We start from the raw sequence: 19,752 nt of genomic DNA on the forward strand, positions 1-19,752 counted from the left end.
GTCTTTCCCTCGCCCTGAATCTCGCCCGCAAGGCCCAGCCACATCTGGGTCTGGCCGATCAGGTCCAGCGCGGTATTGGCCAGCGCGATGTCTTCTTCCAGTACCGGTGCGTGGCCACACCACTCGCTGACGCGGTGGCCAAGGATCAGGGTATTGTCCCCCATCCTCAGCAGGAATTGCAGAAAGGCTTCGTCGCGGGTCATCACATCGCCCCCACTTCATCGGGGATGTCAAAGAAAGTCGGGTGGCGATAAATCTTCGATTCCGACGGCTCGAACAGCGGACCCTTGTCGCCGGGCGCAGTGGCGCTGATATGCCGAGCCTCGACCACCCAGATCGAAACGCCTTCGTTACGGCGAGTATAGACGTCGCGGGCGTTCTTGATTGCCATTTCTGCGTCCGGCGCGTGCAGGCTGCCTACGTGACGGTGGCTCATGCCGTGCTGGCCGCGAATGAAGATTTCCCACAGGGGCCATTCGTTTTTCATGATCAGTTCTCCTCCTGGCTGGGCGCGGGGTGTGAAACCGGTGGCTGAAAACCGGGCGCCTCGCGCTGCAGATCGTCCATTTCGTTACTCGGCTGCCACCTTGGCGGCAGCTTTCTTGCGGGCATGTGCCAGCAACCCATCGCGGACCCACTCGCCATCGTCCCAGGCCTTACGGCGCGCAGCCATGCGATCGACGTTGCAGGGGCCGTTGCCCTTGAGCACGTCGAAGAATTCGGACCAGTCGGGGTCAGAAAAATCGTAGTGGCCACGTTCTTCGTTCCACTTGATGTTCGAATCCGGCAGGTCGAGGCCCAGATATTCGATCTGGGGAACGGTCTGATCCACGAACTGTTGGCGCAACTCGTCGTTGGTCTTGACCTTGATCTTCCAGGCCATCGATTGCTCGGAATGCACCGACTCCTTGTCGGAGGGACCGAACATCATCAGTGCCGGGAACCACAGACGGTTGACCGCGTCCTGCGCCATCTTCTTTTGCTCGGGCGTACCAAAAGCCATCGCCATGATCGCGGAATACCCCTGACGCGCGTGAAAGCTCTCTTCCTTGCAGATGCGGACCATCGCGCGGCTGTAGGGGCCATAGGACGTACGCTGCAGCGCCACCTGATTGATGATCGCCGCGCCGTCGACAAGCCAGCCCACAGCGCCGATATCGGCCCAGTTCAGTGTGGGGTAATTAAAGATCGACGAGTATTTCATCCGACCCTCGTGCAGCAGTCGGATCAGTTCGTCCCGGCTTTCGCCCAGGGTCTCGGCGGCGGAGTAGAGGTAGAGGCCGTGGCCCGCCTCGTCCTGCACCTTGGCCAGCAGGATCGCCTTGCGCTCCAGCGTTGGCGCGCGGGTGATCCAGTTGCCTTCTGGCAACTGGCCCACGACCTCGGAATGAGCGTGCTGGCCAATCTGACGGATCAGAGTACGGCGGTAATCATCCGGCATCCAATCCCGCGGTTCGATCTTGATGTCGTTGTCGATCTTGTCCTGAAAGGCGCGTTCCTGTTCGGACATTTCCTCGCGCGATTTCACCCCTGACGAGGCGGTCTTGATCATCTGTGCATACATCTGGGCTCTCCTCCCTTACACACGTTCAAGGATCAGGGCCGCGCCCTGACCAACTCCGACGCACATGGTGCACAGCGCATAGCGCCCGCCGGTGCGTTTCAACTGATAGGCGGCGGTCATCACCAAACGCGCGCCTGACATGCCCAAAGGGTGACCGATTGCAATGGCCCCGCCGTTGGGATTGACATGGGGTGCGTCATCGGCCACGCCAAGCGCCCGCAAGGTGGCGAGACCTTGCGATGCAAAGGCTTCATTCAATTCTATCACATCCATCTGCTCGATGGTGAGTCCTGCGCGGGCCAAAATCTTACGGCTTGCAGGTACTGGGCCGATGCCCATGACACGCGGTTCCACACCCGCTACCGACATGCCGACGACACGCGCGATCGGGGTCAGTCCGTTCTTGGTCGCTGTGGCTTCGTTGGCCAGCAGGATCGCCGCGGCACCATCGTTGACACCCGAGGCGTTGCCAGCCGTTACCGTCTTGTCGGGGCCGTTGACGCCCTTGAGGCCGGACAGTTTTTCCGCGCTCGTACCGGGGCGGGGATGTTCGTCGGTATCCACAACGATCAGCTCACCCTTGCGCTGCGGAATGGTGACCGGGGTGATTTCCTCCCGGAACACCCCGGCCTCATGCGCCGCGGCCCAGCGCGCCTGGCTGCGTGCGGCAAATTCATCCTGATCTGAACGGCTGATCTGATAATCTTCGGCAACGTTGTCGGCGGTTTGCGGCATCGAGTCGGTTCCGTACATCTCGTGCATCTTCCGGTTCACGAACCGCCAGCCGATAGTGGTGTCGTAGACCGCGTTTGACCGGGTAAAGGCGCTGGTCGCCTTTGGCATGACGAATGGAGCGCGCGACATGCTTTCGACACCGCCGGCCACCGCCATGTCATAGTCGCCTGCCTTGATCGCACGGGCCGCCATGCCAACCGCGTCCATACCGCTGGCGCACAAGCGGTTGATCGTGGTGCCGGGTACATCGACAGGAAGCCCCGCCAGCAGCGCCGCCATGCGGGCGACGTTGCGATTGCTTTCACCGGCCTGGTTGGCATCGCCATAGATCACGTCATCAAGGCTGGCCCAATCCACCTGCGGGTTGCGCGCCTTCAGGGCTGCCAGTGGGATGGCGGCCAGATCGTCGGTGCGAACCTGGGACAGAGCGCCACCATAGCGCCCGATCGGGGTACGTTGAGCGTCGCAGATGAAAGCGTCCATGCGTCAGAAACTCCAGTCTTACGTAGGTCGTCATTAAGTGACCGCTTGGTCGGGTAATACGCCTGGAAATGATTCGCGGCAAGAGAAATGTAACGTGTTCACAGCTTTTTTGAGAATTCGGTAACATGTCAGTGGAAGCAAACAGAAAAGGCCTGCCTGACGGCAGGCCTTGTGAATCTTGGGTATTCCCTTGACTCAAGCCATTTCGGCTTCGCCCAGCACCTTGCGTGCTACGCGGAAACATTCCAAGGCCTGTGGGACACCACAGTATATGCCTACGACATGGATGATTGCCCGAATCTCGTCCTTGGTGACGCCGTTGTTGATCGCGCCTTTACAATGGATTTCCCATTCGTGCATCTTGCCCAAGGCTCCGATCATGGACAGGTTCATCATTGACCGGGTCTTGGCGTCGATAACATCGTCACCCCAGCCAAAGCCCCAGCACCACGCGGTCATCGCTTCCTGAAAGGGGCGGGTGAAGTCATCTGCGGCGGCGAGGTTCTTTTCCACATACTCCGCGCCCAGCGTCGCTTTGCGTTGTTCCAACCCCTTCAGGAACAGGTCTTCGTCAAACATGTCATTCATTCGTCGTCTCCGTATTGTGCAACATGGTCTCGGCAAACCGGCCCGTGCGGGTGCGGTGTTCGGCACCATGTTCCTCGGCTTCACTCCCGGCGTCCAGAGTGTCGATGCGCAGGCCGGCGTGGCGATAGACCGGCACGTCGGCCTTGCTCATTCCGCGCAGACGGGCGGCAATCGCGTGTTTCTTACTGACTTGATGGGGTTGAAAGTTGTCGAAGTCGCGTGGTGTAAGGCGTTGATCTTTAATAAGATCACCATCCGTAATCGCAGCATCGAACAGGTCTTGTCCACGCTCGGTCCTGCAGATCACACCGTTGAAACCGGCATCCTCTCCGGTTGGAGACCCTCCGGGCCAGATATCGGCAGCAGCCAAGTCGGCTGCTTCGCCAATGGCGTCTGGGCACAGTTTGCAGCGGGTCTGAATGCCCCATCCGGCTTCGTCCGCCCACATATCCAGATAGGTTTTCTCGAACGCGCGTCCGTCCTTGGTTTCGATCCGGGTCGGCCCCGGATTGCCATAGCCGCGATAGCGGAACAGGGTCAGGTCGTCTTCGGTCAATCCGTATTCGTTCAGTATGGTTTGGCTTTTTCTCAGATCCGAGGCGCCGCCGCAGACCATGACCAGCATCGCGACCAGCATTTTGTCAATTCTCGGGTCGGTTTTTGCACGCTCCCGGATAGCACCCGCGTCACAAGGTTTTGCAATGATTGCAAATGGTTGCTGCCTGTCCAGTGCGATATTCAAGCCGGCCAGAGTGTCGCTGGGACCATAGCGGGAACCGGCGCGAGCGACGACGGCTTCGGGCGTCTCGCTGATTACCCATTTACTGCGCATCGGGGCGTCCGGGTCGGCGGCGCAATGCAGGATGAACCGGGCGCGTCCTGTTCGCAAAAGCCATGAACCAAGGGCGGTTAGTACACCCCCCGTGGCGGCGCGAAACCTTGTGTCAGGATTACCGGCCCATGCGCGGGTCATAGAGGTATAACCGCCCCAGATCGCGTCCTGATATGGCGCGCCAGAACCGTCTGCGCTGCAGGTTGCGCCGGGGCAGGCGGTGAGAATTTCGTAATCTTTTTCAATATCTTCCGCCATCTGTACAGGCCGCAATCTGCCTTCTGGTGTCATCATCATGACCCACCGTTCCGGTGCGATGGACTGGCACAGGCCGCAGCCGATGCAGAGGCCGGTTTCGACTACTTCGCGGATGGATTTTGGGTGTCGCATCAGGCGGTTAGCCGGTGATTGTACAAGTGGTCATAGTGCGGCTTCATCCGGCGATGCACCTGTTTGACCCGGTCGGGGGCGTCGTTGATGGAGATATGCTTGCGGGGTTGCGGTGTCAGGCCGGTGGACTTGGCCAGATTGCCGTGGAACGAGCCGCCGTCCCACCAGCTGTGAGCCGAGGGATCGCCGCCCGCCTTCCATGTCAGGGCTTTTTCGATGAATGGTATCCCCATGGAATTACAGAATTTTTCTGTAATCACATGTGGGTTTTCCAGCAGGTCGTCGCTGTCGATCACCGGGGGCGGGGCGCCGTTCAGGGCGGTCAGCAGGTCGAACAGGGCCCGCTGTTCGGGAAAACCGACCTCGCCCTCGGCAAAGTCCGGCCATTGCTTGTACATCGAGGTGATCGTCTTGGCCGGGTCACGGATCAGGAAGGCGTGAGTGAAGTGCGAGAGAAACTCGGCATTCCACATGTGATTGATATAGTGAGGAAAATCCTTGATGAAAACCGGACCTTTGCGGGCGCGGTCCTGAACGTCTTCCCAGACGCTTTCGAGGGTCAGGCCCGGTGTCGTCTTGTCGCCGGGCTGGAAGCGGTGCCACAAAGGTTCGTCGCCCTGATACCATGCTTCGCCAAACGGTTCGTGCAAGCAATCCAGATCGCCGCGCTGGCGCATCATCCATTCAAAGGCGGTCGAGGTTGAGCGGGGGACGGCCCAGAGGGCAATGATTTTGTGCATTTTGTACCGGTTCCAAAGGCTATGGTGAGCGAAATGTACAAGTCGTTCTGGCGGTCAAAGCCGCCTGAGCAACCGCCCGCGCGGCGTCTCGGGCGCGATTCCGAGCGACTTGAAGATGCGCCAGTAAAGCGCGATGTCGTGGCCGATCACCGGTTTGCCGAGCGCCGATTCCAGCTTGTCCGCCAGATGCAGCGGGCGTTGCGGCAAACCGCCAGGGCCCGTTCGGAAATTGCACATTCCGTTAATCAGGATCGCGTCTGCCTGCGGGGCCTTGTCGGCGACATATTCGAAACTTTTGAGGGCCAGATCACCGTCGAACACCCAGCGGTATGAATTGACCTCTTCCTGACTGGCGAACCAGCCCTGATCGTGAAAATTGCCGGCCCAGAGGACATCGAACCCGGCCTCGCGCAGGAACCCGACGGTACCCTGCCACCATTCCGGCCAGTGATAGGCGGCGTTCAGCGCCACCTTTTCCACGTTCATCTCGCGCAGCGCCTCGACCATGGCGTATCCGGCCATGTGAAAGCGGGTGCCGTATTTGTCGGAGAGGTCCTGACAATGCTGGCGCACGCCTTCGACGCCCAGACCGCAGGCATGCACCCAGTTTGAACCCACCTGGCCGCAGACATCGGCGCCGTTGCGGGACATGCAGTGGACGAAATCTTCCATCATGCCGAAGTTCCGTTTGCGTTGGTCCAGCCCGTGCACATAGTCGGGGACATGCAGCATCCAGCCATGCACGCCGACGGTTTCGGGGCACATGCGCAGGAAGTCCGAGGGTGCCGCGTCATAGTCGAAGGGCGGGCTGGTGAAGCCCACCTGATGTGGGAACAGTTTGTGTTCGGGCTGCCACTCGGCGGGCATCAGCATGGGGTCTACTCCTGATCGGCGGGCTCGGCCTGAAAGCTCTGGTGTTTGGGGATGTCATCGGCCAGATGCAGCCATGGAACGGCGCTGGCCATGACGACATGGGCGTCGGGGGTGTAGCCGGAGGCGTCGGTCAACGTTGCCGCGTGGATGTGGATCTCTCCCGGCCATTTATCGGAGCGGAAATAGAGGCGGGTGCCGCATTTGGGGCAGAAGCCGCGATGGGTGCCGGGCGAGCTTTCATAGTGATTGATCTCACCGGTCCATGTGACGGTTTCCGGGGGGAGGCCGACGAATGTTGTGAACGGAGATGAAGTGGCTTTCTGGCAGTCGCCGCAATGGCAGGACAAGCGGCGGGTGATCTGGCCGGACGAGGACCAGTTGACCGCGCCGCACATGCATTTGCCACTGAAGTCAGCCACCCACGGCCTCGCGCATCCATTGTTGCAGGCGGGCGATGGAGTGTTCCGACATCACGCCGCAAGCCGGGTCAAGGACCAGCGGGCCGGGGCGGTATCCCTTGGATTTCAGGCCCCTATGCACCGATTCCACCAGTCGGATGTCTTCTTCGACCGTGGTCTGGCGATCCTGTATCGCCAGCCGCCGGATCACCTCGCTGTCGATGCCGCCTTCGGTGTACCAGCCGCGCCAGACGGTGCAGTGATCCACGTCTGTCGCGCGCCAGTGATAGGTGTTCAGCACGTTGCCGGGATAGCATTGAAACGAGAACATCGGCCACAGGAACCACGACCGGTAGTCGCCCGCATGCGGCACGCTGAGGTCGATGGGATAGGTCATCGCCTCGAGGCTTTGGCATTCGGTGGTGTGGCGCAGGACATAGCCGGTTTCGGTCGGCTGGATGTCATAGGTTTCGGGCTTGATCACACCGGTGGCGAAGGTCGGGTGGTTGGTGGGGCAATGGTAGCATTCGGAATAGTTTTCGACCGAGACCTTCCAGTTGCAGTTTTCGGGGATTTCCACCCATTCCAGCGGGGCAAGCGCATCCACCTGGGGGACGAATTCGCGCAGTTCCTCGCGCACGCCGGGGTACCAGTCGTCCATCGGTGCGGCGTCGTTGTCGAGGTTGACGAAGATGAAGCCGTTGAAATCCTCGGTGCGTACCGATGTCAGGCAGATCTTTTCCCTGTCGAACCCCGGCACCGCCTTGGTGTTGGGGCCTGCGCGCAGCTCGCCGGTCAGCTCGTAAGTCCAGGCGTGATAGGGGCAGACGACGACGCGGGTGGTGCCGGTGCCGGTCACCATCTCGTGCGCGCGGTGCTGGCAGACATTGTAGAAAGTGCGGATTTCCCCGTCGCGTCCGCGGATGCAGAACAGGCTTTGCCGGGCGATTTCAAAGGTGAAATAGTCGCCCGGATTGGGAATGTCGCTGACATGCCCGGCATATTGCCAGGTGCGTGCCAGCAGGCCGTTCATTTCCTGCTCGAATATGGCCGGGTCGGTGTAATAATGCGCCGCCAGCGAGTGGGTCAGGGGGGCGTTCATTCGGGCTCCTCCGCGTAGATGCCGAGTTGATGTCTGCGTTTGTGAAAGCGTTCGACGCGTTCGACGATTTCGTCGCTGGAGACCGCGATCACGAAGGACAGAAGCGTTTCCAGCAGCGCGATGGTCGAGACGGACGAGGGGAAGAATTGCGGCGTGTCGGCGGCCACGACAAAGCCGTGATGGGCGTTCAGGACAACGGGGCTGGCCGGGCTGTCGGAAATGCCCACGACCGTCATGCCCTGTTCGCGGGCCAGCTTCACCGCCTCGATCACCTCGGTGCGGTAGGGTTTGCAGGTCATCGCGATCAGCACGTCCTGTTCGTCCGCCCAGGCCAGATCGTCGACCGGGGTCGAGCCAGGCCGGGGAATGGCGTGAAACTGTTTCATGCCGGTCGAGGCGAGGTAGGTGAAGTTGCGGGCATTGGCGTTGTTGACGCCAACGCCGAGGGTGAAGACCTGCCGGCAGTTCCAGATGGTTTCGGCGGCGGTGTGCAGGCGTTCGGCGCTGATGCCGGCAAAGGTTTCCTCGATATTGCGGATCGCCGCGCCGATCATGTCGGCGTAAAGGCCGCCCAACTCGCCCGACTTGCCGATGTCCTGCAGCCAGCGGGCGCGGTCGGGGAATGTCGCGGTGCCCCGGCGAATCGCCTCGCGGAACGGGGCGCGGAAATCTTCGTAGCCGTCAAAGCCAACCTGGCGGGCCATGCGCACGAATGTGTTGGGTTTGACATTGGCGGCTTCGGCGATTTCGCGCACCGTCGAAACCCCAACGTCTGAGGGGTTTTCCAGGACGTAACGCGCCGCTTTCTGCGCCTCGGGTGTCAGGGTGTCCCACTCTTCGGTGAGGCGGTCCAGGACAGAAGATGATACATTTGTGTCATTCATGATTGACGATGGTACATTTGTGGAATTAGCCTGTCGAGCAGAAACGCGACTCGTGAAGTGGAAAAATCATGTCTCAGCAAACCCTGCCTGCCCATGCGCGCGTGGTGATCGTCGGCGGCGGTGTCATGGGGGTCGGTCTGGCCTATCATTTGGCGCATGAAGGATGGACCGATGTTGTCCTGCTGGAAAAGGCCGAACTGACCAGCGGCAGTACCTGGCATGCGGCGGGGCAGATCACCCATTCGACCAGTTCCTTTGGTCTGGGAAAATGCGTCGATTACAATATCGGGCTTTATTCCGGCAAGCTGGAGGCCGAGACGGGTCAGGCGGTGACATGGCATGGCTGCGGCTCGTTCCGGCTGGCCTACACGCAGGACGAGATGGACTGGCTGCGCCACACCCTGTCGGTGGGCCGTTCGCTGGGCTTCAACATCGAACTGGTGGCGCCGGAGCGGGTGGCCGAACTGCACCCGTTCTACAATCTTGACGGGGTTCTGGGTGCGCTGCACACGCCCGATGACGGTCATGTGGACCCGACAAATGTCACCATGGCGATGGCGGCGGGGGCGCGGCAGTTGGGTGCCCGGATCGTCCGCCATTGCCGCGCCACCAACATCACGCAAGACCGGAACGGCGAGTGGGTGGTCGAGACCGAGAAGGGGACCATCCGCTGCGAGCATGTGGTCAATGCCGGTGGCACCTATGCCCGGCAGATGGGTGAATGGTCGGGGCTGCAACTGCCGATGACCTCGATGACGCACCATTATTTCGTGACCGAGCCGGTGCCGGAATTCGAGAACCTCGACCACGAACTGCCGGTGATCCGCGACGACAGGAAGGTCTCGGGCTATATCCGGATGGAGCAGAAACGCGGGCTGATCGGGATCTACGAAAAGGAGAACTCGAACTCGGTCTGGCATGATCATTGCCCGTGGGATTATGAAAACTGGCTGTTCGATGCCGACTACGACCGGGTGATGCCGTGGCTTGAGGAAAGCCTGAACCGGATGCCGATCTTTGCCAATCTGGGCATTCAGCGCGAGGTGCATGGCGCGATTTCCCACCCACCCGATGGCAACCCACTGATCGGGCCTGCGCCGGGCGTCAGGAACTACTGGTGCTGCTGCGGCACTCAGATTGGCATCGGCTGGGGTCCGGGGCTGAGCCGCGAACTGGCGCGGTGGATGGTGCATGGCGCGGCCGATATCTCGATGCGCGACTATGACCCGCGCCGTTTTGGGTCCTACGCCACCAAGGAGTGGCAGGTGACCAAGGCGCATGAGGATTACAAGCTGCGCCACGAGATCCCGTTCCCGCATTTCAACCGGTTGGCAGGGCGTCCGATCAAACCCTCGCCCCTGTACCAGCGGCTGAAGGAAAAAGGTTCGGTTTACGAGGAGGTCTATGGTCACGAGCGTCCACGCTGGTTCGCGCGCGACGGGGTGGAACAGCGCGATCATTACTCGTTCTGCCGAACCGTGGTGCACGACATGGTTGCCGCTGAATGCAAAGCGGTGCGCGAGGCGGTGGGGATCATGGATATTTCGGCCTTTACCAAGGTCGAGGTGACGGGGCCCGACGCCGAGGCACTGCTGGACCGGCTGGTTGCCAACCGCCTGCCACAGAAGACGGGCGGCATCGCCCTGACCCATATGCTGAACCGCCGGGGCCGGATCGAGCTGGAAACCACGGTCGTCAAGTTGGGCGAGGGGCGGTACTATCTGGTTTGCGCGGCGTTCTTCGAGCAGCGCCTGCTGGATCATCTGAACCATCAGCGCGCGAAGGAAGACGTCGATATCATCCTGCGCTCGAACGATTGGGCCGCGCTGACGCTCAACGGGCCGCGCGCCCGTCAGGTACTGGCCGCCTGCACCGATGCCGACCTGTCCAATGCGGGCTTCAAATGGCTGACTGCGCAGGAAATCACTGTTGCCGGGCACCGGCTCTGGGCTTTCCGCATGTCCTATGCCGGGGAGCTGGGTTGGGAGTTGCACATCCCCCGTGACAGCGCACTGGCGGTTTACGATGCGCTTTGGGCGGCAGGCGGGCCGCATGGCATTGCCGATTACGGGTCTTTCGCGATGAACGCGCTGAGGATGGAAAAGGCGTTCAAGGGTGCGGGCGAGTTGACCAACGAGGTAACGCTGGCCGAGGCCGACGTGTTGCGGTTTGCGCGTGCCGACAAGAACTATCTGGGCAGGGACAGGACCCTGAACACCGACCTACCCTGGGTCTGCGCGTATCTCGAGGTCGAGCCGAACGGCATCGAGGACGGTCATGGCGGCGAGGCGGTGCTGCTGGACGGCAAGGTTGTTGGCTCGACCGCTTCGGTTGCCTTCGGCCATACGGTCGGCAAGATCCTGGCCTTTGCCTATGTCAAGCCGCACGCCAACGTGCCGAGCACGGACGTACAGGTCGTGATTGCCGGCAAGCCCCGTCAGGGTCGCATCCTGGGCGAACCCGCCTATGACCCGCAAAGCCTGCGCCCCCGCGCCGATGCCGTGATGGAGCATGCGGGATGACCCCGTCGTTTCATCTTTTTGCAGATACTCCGGGGGGTGACCGGGAACGGGACGGGGGCCAGCGCCGCCCTCTGCCCGCGACAGGAGCGCTGCGATGACCATCCCGGCAACGATGAAAGCCATGGTGCTTACCGGGCACGGAGGCCTTGACAGATACGAATGGCACGAGGGCTGGCCCACGCCGGAGCCGGGGCCGATGGAGGTGCTGATCAGGGTCGGGGCCTGCGGGCTGAACAATACCGACGTCAACACCCGCACCGGCTGGTACTCCAAGGCGGTGGACGAGGCCACCACGGGCGGCGCCTATGCCGAGGTGGACGATGACGACAGCACCTGGGGTGGCGCGCCGCTGACCTTTCCACGCATCCAGGGCGCGGACGCGGTCGGCACGGTCGTTGCGGTTGGTGAAGACGCCGACAAGGGACTGATCGGCAGGCGCGTCATGGTGGCTGGCTGGCTGCGCGACTGGGACGACCCGATGAACCGCGACAAGGCGGGGTATTTCGGCTCGGAATGCGATGGCGGGTTCGCGGAATACACCAAGGCGGATATGCGTGGCGTTGCCCCGATCGAGTCGGATCTGAGCGATGCGGAACTGGCGACCTTCATCTGTTCCTATGTCACCGCCGAGGGCATGATCGACCGGGCAGGGGTGGGGGCGGGCGATACCGTGCTGATCCCCGGCGCGTCCGGAGGGGTTGGCGGCGCGCTGATCCAGCTGTCGAAACTGCGTGGCGCGCGGGTGATCGCCATGGCCTCGGAGGCCAAGCACGGCGAGGTGGCCCTGCTGGGGCCGGACCGCATCCTGCCCCGCAGCCCCGACAACCTGAAGGCCGCCCTGGCGGGGGAAAAGGTGACTGTGGTCGCCGATGTGGTCGGTGGCCCTATCTGGCCCAGGCTGATCGACGTGCTGGCGCGCGGCGGGCGCTATACCTGTTCCGGCGCGATTGCCGGGCCGCTGGTCGAACTGGACTTGCGGACATTCTATCTGCGTGACCTGACCTTTACCGGATCGACCGTGAACCGGCCCGAGAACTTCACCGACGTGGTGAGATATATCGAGCAGGGCAGGATCAGGCCCGTGCTGGCCGCCACCTATGCGTTGCGCGATCTGCGCGCGGCGCAACAGGCCTTTATCGACAAGACCCATACCGGCAACATCGTGGTGATCCCATGACATCGCTTGACGACGTGCTCGAAGCCGCCCGCCTGCTGCATCAGAACCATCCCTCCCTTGCCGCCTATGCGCCCTGGCCTGATGACCTGATCCCCAGCGGATTGCAGCCGCGCCATATTCCGGCGGTGCCTCTGGTGTCGGAATTTCCCCGGTCCGGCGCGCCACAGACGCAGGCGCTGGTCGATGCGGTGAAAGGTGCCGCGCATCTGGCGCATTGGAAGCGGGTCTATACCGAGGCGGAGGTCGGTGCCGACTTTCGCAACCGGTACGGTTTTTACGAACTTTTCGGTCCGACCGGGCATTTCCACAGCCAGAGCCTGTGCGGCTACATCGCGTTCTGGGGCGAGGGGCTGCACTATGACTGGCACAGCCACGAGGCAGAGGAACTGTACCTGGTTCTGGGCGGCGAGGCGCTGTTCAAGGTCGAAGGTGACGAGGCGGTGACCGGGCCGGGGCAGACACGGTTTCACCAAAGCTGGCAAAGCCATGCGATGATCACGACCGACCATCCGATCCTGACCTTTGTGCTATGGCGCGGCGAGGGCATGGCCGGGCCGCTGAGGATGGACGTGGCATGAAGATCACCCGCATCCGCGTCTATCAGACCGGCCTGCCCTATGTGGGCGGGGCCTATGTCTGGGGTGCGGGCAATGCGATCGAAACCGCCGTGGCCTCGGTCGTGGTGATCGACACCGATGCCGGCCTGCAGGGCTGCGGCGAATTCACCCCCTGCGGCGAGAATTACATGGTCGCCCATTCTCAGGGCGTTCCCGCGCTGGCCCGTCTGGTGGCGGCGAACCTGCTGGGGCAAAACCCGTGCAACGTGGCGGGGATCGAGCGGCGGATGGATCATCTGGTGCAGGGGCATGGCTATGCCAAGGCGCCCTTTGACGCGGCGTGCTGGGACATCCTGGCGCAATCGCTGAATGCGCCGCTGCATGCGGTCTGGGGGGGCAGGCTGACCGACGGTGCGCCGATGTACCGCGTCGCGCCGCAAAAGGGCACCCGGGACACCATTGCCGAGATGGAACGCTACCGCGCGCAGGGATACCGCCAGTTCCAGATCAAGGTGGGCGGCGACTGGGCCGCCGACATCGACCGCATCCGCGCGACCGTGCCGCTGCTGGAACCGGGTGAAAAGGCCATGGCCGATGCCAATCAGGGCTGGCGGGTGGATGACGCGCTGCGTGTGGCGCGGGCGACGCGCGATCTGGACTACATCTTCGAGCAGCCCTGCCTAACCTATGAGGAATGCCTGCAGGTCCGGGCCTGGATCGACCTGCCGATGAAGCTGGATGAATGCGTGACCGGCATGGCTGTCGCACAGCGCATCGTGGCCGACCGCGCCGCCGAGCTGGTCTGCCTGAAGATCTCGAACCTGGGTGGTCTCAGCAAGGCGCGCCGCGTGCGCGACTATCTGGTTGAAAACCGAATTCCCGTTGTGGCCGAGGATACCTGGGGTGGCGAGATCGCCAGCGCCGCGCTTGCGCATTTCGCCGCCACCACACCGCCCGAGTATCTGCACAACACCACCGACCTGATGAACTACAACACCCGCTCGACCGGCATCGGCGGCCCAGAGGCGCGCGACGGCAAACTCTACGCGACAGACGAGCCGGGGCTGGGAGTCGTGCCCGATTTCGACGCACTTGGTGCGCCCATCGCCGATTTCCATGCGCCATGATGCTTCATCTTTTCAGAAATACTCCGGGGGTGAATGGCCCGGAACGGGCCCGAAGGGGCAGCGCCCCGATGTCCCGCCAACCAGAGAGACCGGCATGAAGATTACCCGCATCACCGTCTATCACGTCAATCTGCCGCTCGAGCATCCCTATTGGCTCTCCGGCGGGCGGCTGAAATTCGAGGTGCTGGACGCCACCCTGGTCAAACTCGAAACCGACGAGGGCCTCACCGGCTGGGGCGAAGGAACGCCTTGGGGGCACACCTATGTGCCGGCGCACGGGCCTGGCATCCGGGCAGGGATCGAGACGATGGCGCCATTCCTTCTCGGGCTTGATCCGCGCCGTGTGCTCGAGGTCGAGCGGGCGATGGATCTGGCCCTGCCCGGGCATCTTTATGCAAAATCGCCGATCGACATGGCCTGCTGGGACATTGCCGGGCAGGCGGCGGGGCTGCCGATTGCCGATCTGATGGGCGGCGGGTCGCGGACGCCCGCACCGATTGCCTCGTCGGTGGGCGCCAAGACCGTCGAGGAAACCCGCGAGGTCATGGACCGTTACCGGCAGCGCGGCTACCACGTGCATTCGGTCAAGGTGGGCGGCGACGCCGAACGCGATATCGAACGCATCCGCGACGTCGAGGCGCACCGCCCGCGCGGCGAGCGCATCCTCTATGACGTCAACCGCGCCTGGACCCGGCAACAGGCGCTGCGCGTGATGAAGGCAACCGAGGATCTGGGCGTGATGTTCGAACAGCCCGGCGAGACGCTGGACGATATCGCCGCCATCCGCAGCAAACATGCCGCCCCGGTCAGCGTGGATGAATGCCTTGTCACCCTGCAGGACGCCGCCCGTGTCGCGCGTGATGGTCTGGCCGAGGTGTTCGGCATCAAGCTCAACCGTGTCGGCGGGTTGACCAAAGCCGCCCGCATCCGGGATATCGCGCTGGCCCATGGCATCGACATGTTCGTGATGGCGACGGGGGGCTCGGTTCTGGCCGATACCGAGGCGCTGCACCTGGCCGCCACCATCCCCGACCACAACCTGCTGGGCATCTGGGCCTGCCAGGACATGCTGACGCTGGACATTGCAGGCGGGCGCGGCCCGCGCAATATCGACGGACACCTGCACCTGCCCGAGATCCCGGGTCTGGGCGTTCACCCCGACGAAAAGACGCTTGGCCGTCCCCTCGCCGTTTTTGAGGAAAAACCATGATCCGCGGCTTCATCTGGCCCCAAATATCCTGGGGGGTGAATTGGCCGCAGGCCAAGAGGGGGGCAAAGCCCCCCTTTCCCCCGGCGGCGCGCATCGCGCGGCGCAAAACCTGCAAGGTTCTGTCATGAAGCTTACACGCATATCCCTGTGGCATGTGCCGCTCACCAGTCATCAGGCTTATTACATGGCCGATGGCAAGACCTGCGACACCGTCGAAACCGTGGTGCTGGCGCTGGATACCGATACCGGCCTGACCGGCTGGGGCGAGGTCTGCCCGATCCCGCATTATTTGCCGGCTTACGCGCGCGGCGTGGCGCCCGTGGTTCAGGAAATGGCGGAAGTGTTGCTGGGGGCCGACCCGGTGGGGCCCGAGGCGCTGATGGCGCGGCTCGACAAACACCTGCAGGGCCACGCCTATGCCAAATCGGCGCTGGACATTGCGCTGTGGGATCTGACCGGGCAGGCGGCGCGGCTGCCGCTTTTTGCTCTGCTGGGCGGGCGGCGGACGGATACCATGCCGCTTTATCACTCGATCACCTGCGTCGCGCCCGAGGAGATGGCGAGGATCGCGCAAGAGGCGCAATCGCAGGGGATGGCCCAGTTTCAGGTCAAGCTGGGCGCCGACAAGGACTGGCAGACCGATGTGGCGCGGCTGCGGCTTGTGCGCGAGGCGGTGGGCGGCGGCCCGCTGGTCTATGGTGACTGGAACTGCGGCGCGACCTCGCTGGACGCGTCGCGCGTGGGCCGGGCGGTGGCGGATCTGGACGTGATGCTGGAACAGCCCTGCGCCACGATCGAGGATTGCGCGCGGGTGCGCGCGGCGACCGGGCTGCCGATGAAGCTGGATGAAAGCGCCCATGACACCGCCAGCCTGCTGGCGGGACATGCGCAGGGCTGCATGGATGCGGTGGCAATCAAGCTGAGCAAATTCGGCGGACTGTCGGCATCGCGTCGCGCGCGCGATCTATGCCTGCATCTGGGCGCAAAGATGTGTATTGAGGACACTTGGGGCTCGGACATCGCCACGGCCGCCTTGTTGCATCTTGGGGCGGCAACCGATCCGGGCCGGTTGATGAATGTCTGCGACCTGTCGGGCTATGTCGCGCCGAGGCTTGCCCCCGAAGGGCCGGTGCGAATGGCCGGGCGCATTGCCCCGCCCGCGGGCATCGGCCTGGGGGTGACGCCGGACCGGGTGGCGCTAGGTGAACCGGATATGATTTTGGACTAAGGAGGCCACCATGCTTACGAAACTCAGCCAGGCCGACTGGATCGAACGCGCAAAGGCCGTATTGCCGGGCGGGGGGTTTGGCAATTTCGACCCTTCGAAATTCATTCGCGAGGGCAAGGGCAGTCGCGTCTGGGACGAGGATGGCACCGAATATGTCGATTTCCTGATCGGGTCCGGCCCGATGTTGTTGGGGCATGGGCACGAGGAGGTCATGGAGGCCGTTCTGGAACAATTGCCCAAGGGCATGACGTTTTTTGCCAACAACGCCAAGGGGTTGGAGCTGGCCGAGGAAATCTGTTCCGCCGTTGCCTGCGCCGATCAGGTGCGGTACGTGTCCTCGGGTGGTGAGGCGGACATGTATGCGATCCGGCTGGCGCGCGCCTTTACGGGTCGCGACCGGATCGTGAAGTTCGAAGGCGGCTATCACGGCATGAGCGCCGAGGCGCAGATGAGCCTGGCGCCGACGCGGCTGGTGAATTTTCCGCAGGCGGTGCCGGACAGCGCCGGTATCCCCGAAAGCGTGCGCGCCGAGATGCTGATCGCGCCGTTCAATGACCCGGACTATATCCGCTCGCTTTTGGCCGAGCATGGGGAACAAGTGGCGGCGATCATCGTCGAGCCGTTGCAGCGCATCATCCCGCCCGCGCCGGGGTTCCTGCAATTGCTGCGCACGGAGGCCGACAAATATGGCATCGTGCTGATCTTCGACGAGGTGGTGACCGGGTTCCGGTTCTCGTATGGCGGCGCGCAGGAGCTATACGGTGTGACCCCGGATATCGCCACGCTGGGCAAGATCATCGGCGGCGGCTTCCCGTTGGCCGCGATTGCAGGGCGGGCCGATATCATGGCGCATTTCGACAAGGCCACAGTAGGGGCCGAAAAATGGCTGATGCAGCTGGGCACGCTGTCGGGCAACCCGGTTGCGGCGGCGGCGGGTCTCAAGACGATGGAGGTGCTGCGCCGCGAGGGGCAGTATGACAGGTTGCGCGCGAACGGGCGGCGGCTGATGGAGATGGCGGCGGTCGCGCTGGAGGCCCACGGCATCGCGCACCGGATCGTGGGTGACCCGACCCTGTTCGAGATCGTGTTCACGGGCGGAGAGGTTCGCGACTATCGCGACGTTATGGTGGCGAATGCAGGCAGAGCGACGGTATTCAACGCGGTTCTGATGCAGAACGGCATGTTCAAGTCGGCCGGAAAGACCTATCCGTCGCTGGCCCTGACCGAAGCGGATTTCGAGCTGTGCGAAGTGGCCTATGCCAAGGCTGCCGAGGCGATTGCCAAAGCGTGAAGGCGATCAGATCACGTCGGCCAGAACGAGGCGGATGATATCCTCGCGCCGGATGCCGCGCGCTTCCAGCTCGGCATCGGACATGGCGTAATAGGCGTCGATCTGGCGGACCTTGGAATTCGCCTCGCCGATGCGCATCAGGGCATTCCAGATGCCGACAAAGATGTCGCCCAGAACCGAGGCCAGTGCGGGCAGGCTGGTGGCGTTGGCCGAGAAATGCGCCATGGCGGGTCGTCCTTTCGAAAGAATTCCGGTTTGGTGACCTAAGCCAGTTTGCCCGGATTCGATAGGGACGGAATGGAATGGCAGATGTGCGTTTGGTGCAAATCTGTGTTTTCGATGCCTGTTTTCGCTCCGCCCCGGCCGGCAGGGACTCGTTGACAAAAACGTGATCTGAAGATACATATTAAAATTGCAATGTATTGAAGTTGCGGGTTTTTGTCGCGTGAAACCGGCGTGGCGAAAGCAGGGGGGAAATAAAATGATCAAGCTGTCGCATGTTGTTGCGACGCTGGGGATGTGCGCGGGTATGGCCGTGGCAGAACCAAGCGTGGAACGTGGCGAATATCTGGTTCAGGGGCCGATGGGCTGTGGCAACTGTCACACGCCATTCGGAGAGCAGGGGCTGGATTTCAGCCGCGATCTGGCCGGGCGTGTTGTCGAAGAGACCGAGCATTTCACGGCGATCTCGGCCAATATCACACCGGCCGGGCGGGTTGCGGACTGGAGCGACGAGGAGTTGGGTCGCGCCATTCGCGAGTGTCTGCGCCCTGACGGGTCGCTGATCGGGCCGCCGATGCCCTGTGCCGTCTATCGCGGGATCGGCGATGACGATCTGGCGTCCATCGTGATGTACCTGCGCACGGTAAACCCGGTCGATCACGACGCGGGCAAGTCCACCTACAATATCCCGCTGCCACCTGCTTATGGACCGCCGGTCGAAAGCGTGACCGCGCCAAACCGTGCGGCGACGGCAGAGTATGGGGAATACCTGGCATGGGCGGTTGCCCATTGCGTCGAGTGCCACTCGCCGATCGGCCCGGAAGGCCCGGTCATGGATGCCGGAAATCTTGGGATCGGGACCTATGAGTTCATCGGACCATGGGGCAGCGTCACGGCACCCAACATCACCAGCCATGCCGACGGGCTGGCGGGCTATTCGGATGACGAGATCAAGACGATGGTCACACAGGGCGTCCGACCGGACGGCAGCGCCATGGTGCCGCCCATGCCCTATCCTTATTTTGCCCGGATGAACGATACGGATCTGGATGCGCTGGTGGCCTATTTGCGGGTCATACCGCCCTTGCCGGACCCATGAGAACCCGCGGATTCAGGCCTTGAAGGCGTCGTCGACCGGAACCTGCAGCCCGGTCACGATGCCGTTGGTCTGCATCGCCATGCCGATGACGGCAAGCAACTCGCCATACTGTGCGGGGGTCATGCCCTTGGCCTTTGCCGCCGCCGTGTGGGAATGGACGCAATATTCGCAGCCATTGGCGGTCGAGACCGCGACATAGATCATTTCCTTGACCAGCGGGTCCAGCGACCCCGGCCCCATGACCTGTTTCAACCGGTCCCAGGTGGCTTGCAGCAGTGCCGGGTCATGCGCCAGCGCGCGCCAGAAGTTGTTGACGTAATCGGTGTTGCGGGTCTTGCGGATATCATCGAAAACGGCCAGCGCCTCGGCGCTGGCCTCTTCGTCCGACAACAGGCGAACGGTTGCCATGGGTTACACGAGCGCCAGAATACGCGCCGGGCCGCCAGAGCCGCCGCGATGGGTGGGCGCGCCCACGATCAGGGTGGCGCCACTGGCGGGCACTTTCGCGAGGTTGGCCATGTTCTCGATGCCATAGCGGTTGGTCGGCAGCCATGCGTAATGGGTGGCGAAATCGGCCGATGGCCCATGATCGAGCGACAGCGTGTCGACGCCCATCGCCACTGCGCCGGTTTCCTCGATCAGCATTTGCGCGGCTTCGACGTGGAAACCGGGGAAGTGCATCTTGCCTTCGTCATCGGCGTTGCGGAATTCCGGGCCGCCGGTTTTGCCT

Annotated in this window: 22 protein-coding genes; 8 read left to right on the plus strand and 14 right to left on the minus strand. The window is 62.7% G+C overall.

The features are described 5' to 3' along the window. The 11 genes from AC2FNB_RS16565 to AC2FNB_RS16615 form a co-directional block, all read right to left on the minus strand. A partial coding sequence (locus AC2FNB_RS16565; protein ID WP_496747997.1) for a Phenylacetic acid catabolic protein occupies positions 1–203 on the minus strand: 203 nt, incomplete at its 3' end. Continuing rightward, positions 203–487 carry a 1,2-phenylacetyl-CoA epoxidase subunit PaaB gene (gene paaB, locus AC2FNB_RS16570; protein WP_480747975.1) on the minus strand — a complete coding sequence of 95 codons (285 nt, stop codon included), beginning with the start codon at positions 485–487 and terminating at the stop codon, positions 203–205. The genes AC2FNB_RS16565 and paaB, both read right to left, overlap by 1 nt. Before the next feature lie 84 nt (positions 488–571). Next, entirely contained in the window at positions 572–1,564 is a 993-nt protein-coding gene (gene paaA, locus AC2FNB_RS16575; protein ID WP_480747974.1) for a 1,2-phenylacetyl-CoA epoxidase subunit PaaA, read from the minus strand. Positions 1,565–1,579: 15 nt separating this feature from the next. Continuing rightward, positions 1,580–2,782 (minus strand): 3-oxoadipyl-CoA thiolase, encoded by a 1,203-nt coding sequence (gene pcaF, locus AC2FNB_RS16580; protein WP_496747999.1) that lies wholly within the window; start codon positions 2,780–2,782, stop codon positions 1,580–1,582. Between the two features lie 195 nt (positions 2,783–2,977). Continuing rightward, positions 2,978–3,370, minus strand: coding sequence for a carboxymuconolactone decarboxylase family protein (locus AC2FNB_RS16585; protein ID WP_496748000.1), 393 nt, complete (start codon positions 3,368–3,370; stop codon positions 2,978–2,980). Then, positions 3,363–4,592, minus strand: a complete 1,230-nt coding sequence (locus AC2FNB_RS16590) for a Coenzyme F420 hydrogenase/dehydrogenase, beta subunit C-terminal domain (protein ID WP_496748001.1) — start codon at positions 4,590–4,592, stop codon at positions 3,363–3,365. The genes AC2FNB_RS16585 and AC2FNB_RS16590 overlap by 8 nt, the downstream gene beginning before the upstream one ends. After that, positions 4,592–5,332 carry a sulfotransferase-like domain-containing protein gene (locus AC2FNB_RS16595; RefSeq protein WP_496748003.1) on the minus strand — a complete coding sequence of 247 codons (741 nt, stop codon included), beginning with the start codon at positions 5,330–5,332 and terminating at the stop codon, positions 4,592–4,594. Before AC2FNB_RS16595 ends, AC2FNB_RS16590 begins: the two co-directional genes overlap by 1 nt. 54 nt (positions 5,333–5,386) lie before the next feature. Beyond that, positions 5,387–6,205, minus strand: coding sequence for an aspartate racemase/maleate isomerase family protein (locus AC2FNB_RS16600; protein WP_496748005.1), 819 nt, complete (start codon positions 6,203–6,205; stop codon positions 5,387–5,389). 5 nt (positions 6,206–6,210) lie between these two features. Continuing rightward, a complete protein-coding gene (locus AC2FNB_RS16605) occupies positions 6,211–6,624 on the minus strand; it encodes a GFA family protein (protein ID WP_496748007.1) in 414 nt (137 codons plus the stop codon). Beyond that, on the minus strand, positions 6,617–7,705 hold the full coding sequence (locus AC2FNB_RS16610; RefSeq protein ID WP_496748009.1) for an aromatic ring-hydroxylating oxygenase subunit alpha: 1,089 nt from the start codon (positions 7,703–7,705) through the stop codon (positions 6,617–6,619). Before AC2FNB_RS16610 ends, AC2FNB_RS16605 begins: the two co-directional genes overlap by 8 nt. Then, positions 7,702–8,589, minus strand: a complete 888-nt coding sequence (locus AC2FNB_RS16615) for a MurR/RpiR family transcriptional regulator (protein WP_480747966.1) — start codon at positions 8,587–8,589, stop codon at positions 7,702–7,704. The genes AC2FNB_RS16610 and AC2FNB_RS16615 overlap by 4 nt, the downstream gene beginning before the upstream one ends. 68 nt (positions 8,590–8,657) lie before the next feature. On the opposite strand from AC2FNB_RS16615, the gene AC2FNB_RS16620 reads away from it, so the two are divergent. The 7 genes from AC2FNB_RS16620 (at position 8,658) to AC2FNB_RS16650 (ending at position 17,701) form a co-directional block, all read left to right on the plus strand. Beyond that, complete coding sequence (locus tag AC2FNB_RS16620; RefSeq protein WP_496748011.1) at positions 8,658–11,111, plus strand: FAD-dependent oxidoreductase; 2,454 nt, start codon at positions 8,658–8,660, stop codon at positions 11,109–11,111. Positions 11,112–11,205: 94 nt separating this feature from the next. Then, the gene (locus tag AC2FNB_RS16625; protein WP_496748013.1) at positions 11,206–12,288 is read left to right on the plus strand and encodes an alcohol dehydrogenase family protein; all 1,083 of its coding nucleotides are present in this window, start codon (positions 11,206–11,208) and stop codon (positions 12,286–12,288) included. Then, entirely contained in the window at positions 12,285–12,866 is a 582-nt protein-coding gene (locus tag AC2FNB_RS16630; protein WP_496748015.1) for a dimethylsulfonioproprionate lyase family protein, read from the plus strand. The genes AC2FNB_RS16625 and AC2FNB_RS16630 overlap by 4 nt, the downstream gene beginning before the upstream one ends. Next, entirely contained in the window at positions 12,863–13,972 is a 1,110-nt protein-coding gene (locus AC2FNB_RS16635) for a mandelate racemase/muconate lactonizing enzyme family protein (protein WP_496748016.1), read from the plus strand. The genes AC2FNB_RS16630 and AC2FNB_RS16635 overlap by 4 nt, the downstream gene beginning before the upstream one ends. 94 nt (positions 13,973–14,066) lie before the next feature. Continuing rightward, the gene (locus AC2FNB_RS16640) at positions 14,067–15,182 is read left to right on the plus strand and encodes a mandelate racemase/muconate lactonizing enzyme family protein (protein ID WP_496748018.1); all 1,116 of its coding nucleotides are present in this window, start codon (positions 14,067–14,069) and stop codon (positions 15,180–15,182) included. A gap of 124 nt (positions 15,183–15,306) precedes the next feature. Further along, a complete protein-coding gene (locus AC2FNB_RS16645) occupies positions 15,307–16,410 on the plus strand; it encodes a mandelate racemase/muconate lactonizing enzyme family protein (protein WP_496748020.1) in 1,104 nt (367 codons plus the stop codon). 10 nt (positions 16,411–16,420) lie between these two features. Continuing rightward, positions 16,421–17,701 (plus strand): aspartate aminotransferase family protein, encoded by a 1,281-nt coding sequence (locus AC2FNB_RS16650; RefSeq protein ID WP_496748022.1) that lies wholly within the window; start codon positions 16,421–16,423, stop codon positions 17,699–17,701. 6 nt (positions 17,702–17,707) lie between these two features. On the opposite strand, the gene AC2FNB_RS16655 is transcribed toward AC2FNB_RS16650, so the two are convergent. Beyond that, a complete protein-coding gene (locus tag AC2FNB_RS16655; RefSeq protein WP_496748024.1) occupies positions 17,708–17,926 on the minus strand; it encodes a DUF1127 domain-containing protein in 219 nt (72 codons plus the stop codon). A 256-nt stretch (positions 17,927–18,182) separates the two neighbouring features. On the opposite strand from AC2FNB_RS16655, the gene AC2FNB_RS16660 reads away from it, so the two are divergent. After that, positions 18,183–19,022 carry a c-type cytochrome gene (locus AC2FNB_RS16660; protein WP_496748026.1) on the plus strand — a complete coding sequence of 280 codons (840 nt, stop codon included), beginning with the start codon at positions 18,183–18,185 and terminating at the stop codon, positions 19,020–19,022. A 12-nt stretch (positions 19,023–19,034) separates the two neighbouring features. Here AC2FNB_RS16660 and AC2FNB_RS16665 read toward each other — a convergent pair whose 3' ends face one another. Both AC2FNB_RS16665 and AC2FNB_RS16670 read right to left on the minus strand, forming a co-directional pair. Then, positions 19,035–19,430: a carboxymuconolactone decarboxylase family protein gene (locus AC2FNB_RS16665; protein WP_496748027.1), complete on the minus strand. Its 396-nt coding sequence runs from the start codon at positions 19,428–19,430 to the stop codon at positions 19,035–19,037. Between the two features lie 3 nt (positions 19,431–19,433). Next, on the minus strand, positions 19,434–19,752 hold a 319-nt coding region (locus tag AC2FNB_RS16670), incomplete at its 5' end, for a cyclase family protein (RefSeq protein WP_496748029.1).

The organism is Ruegeria sp. BHSB058 (genome assembly GCF_059613285.1).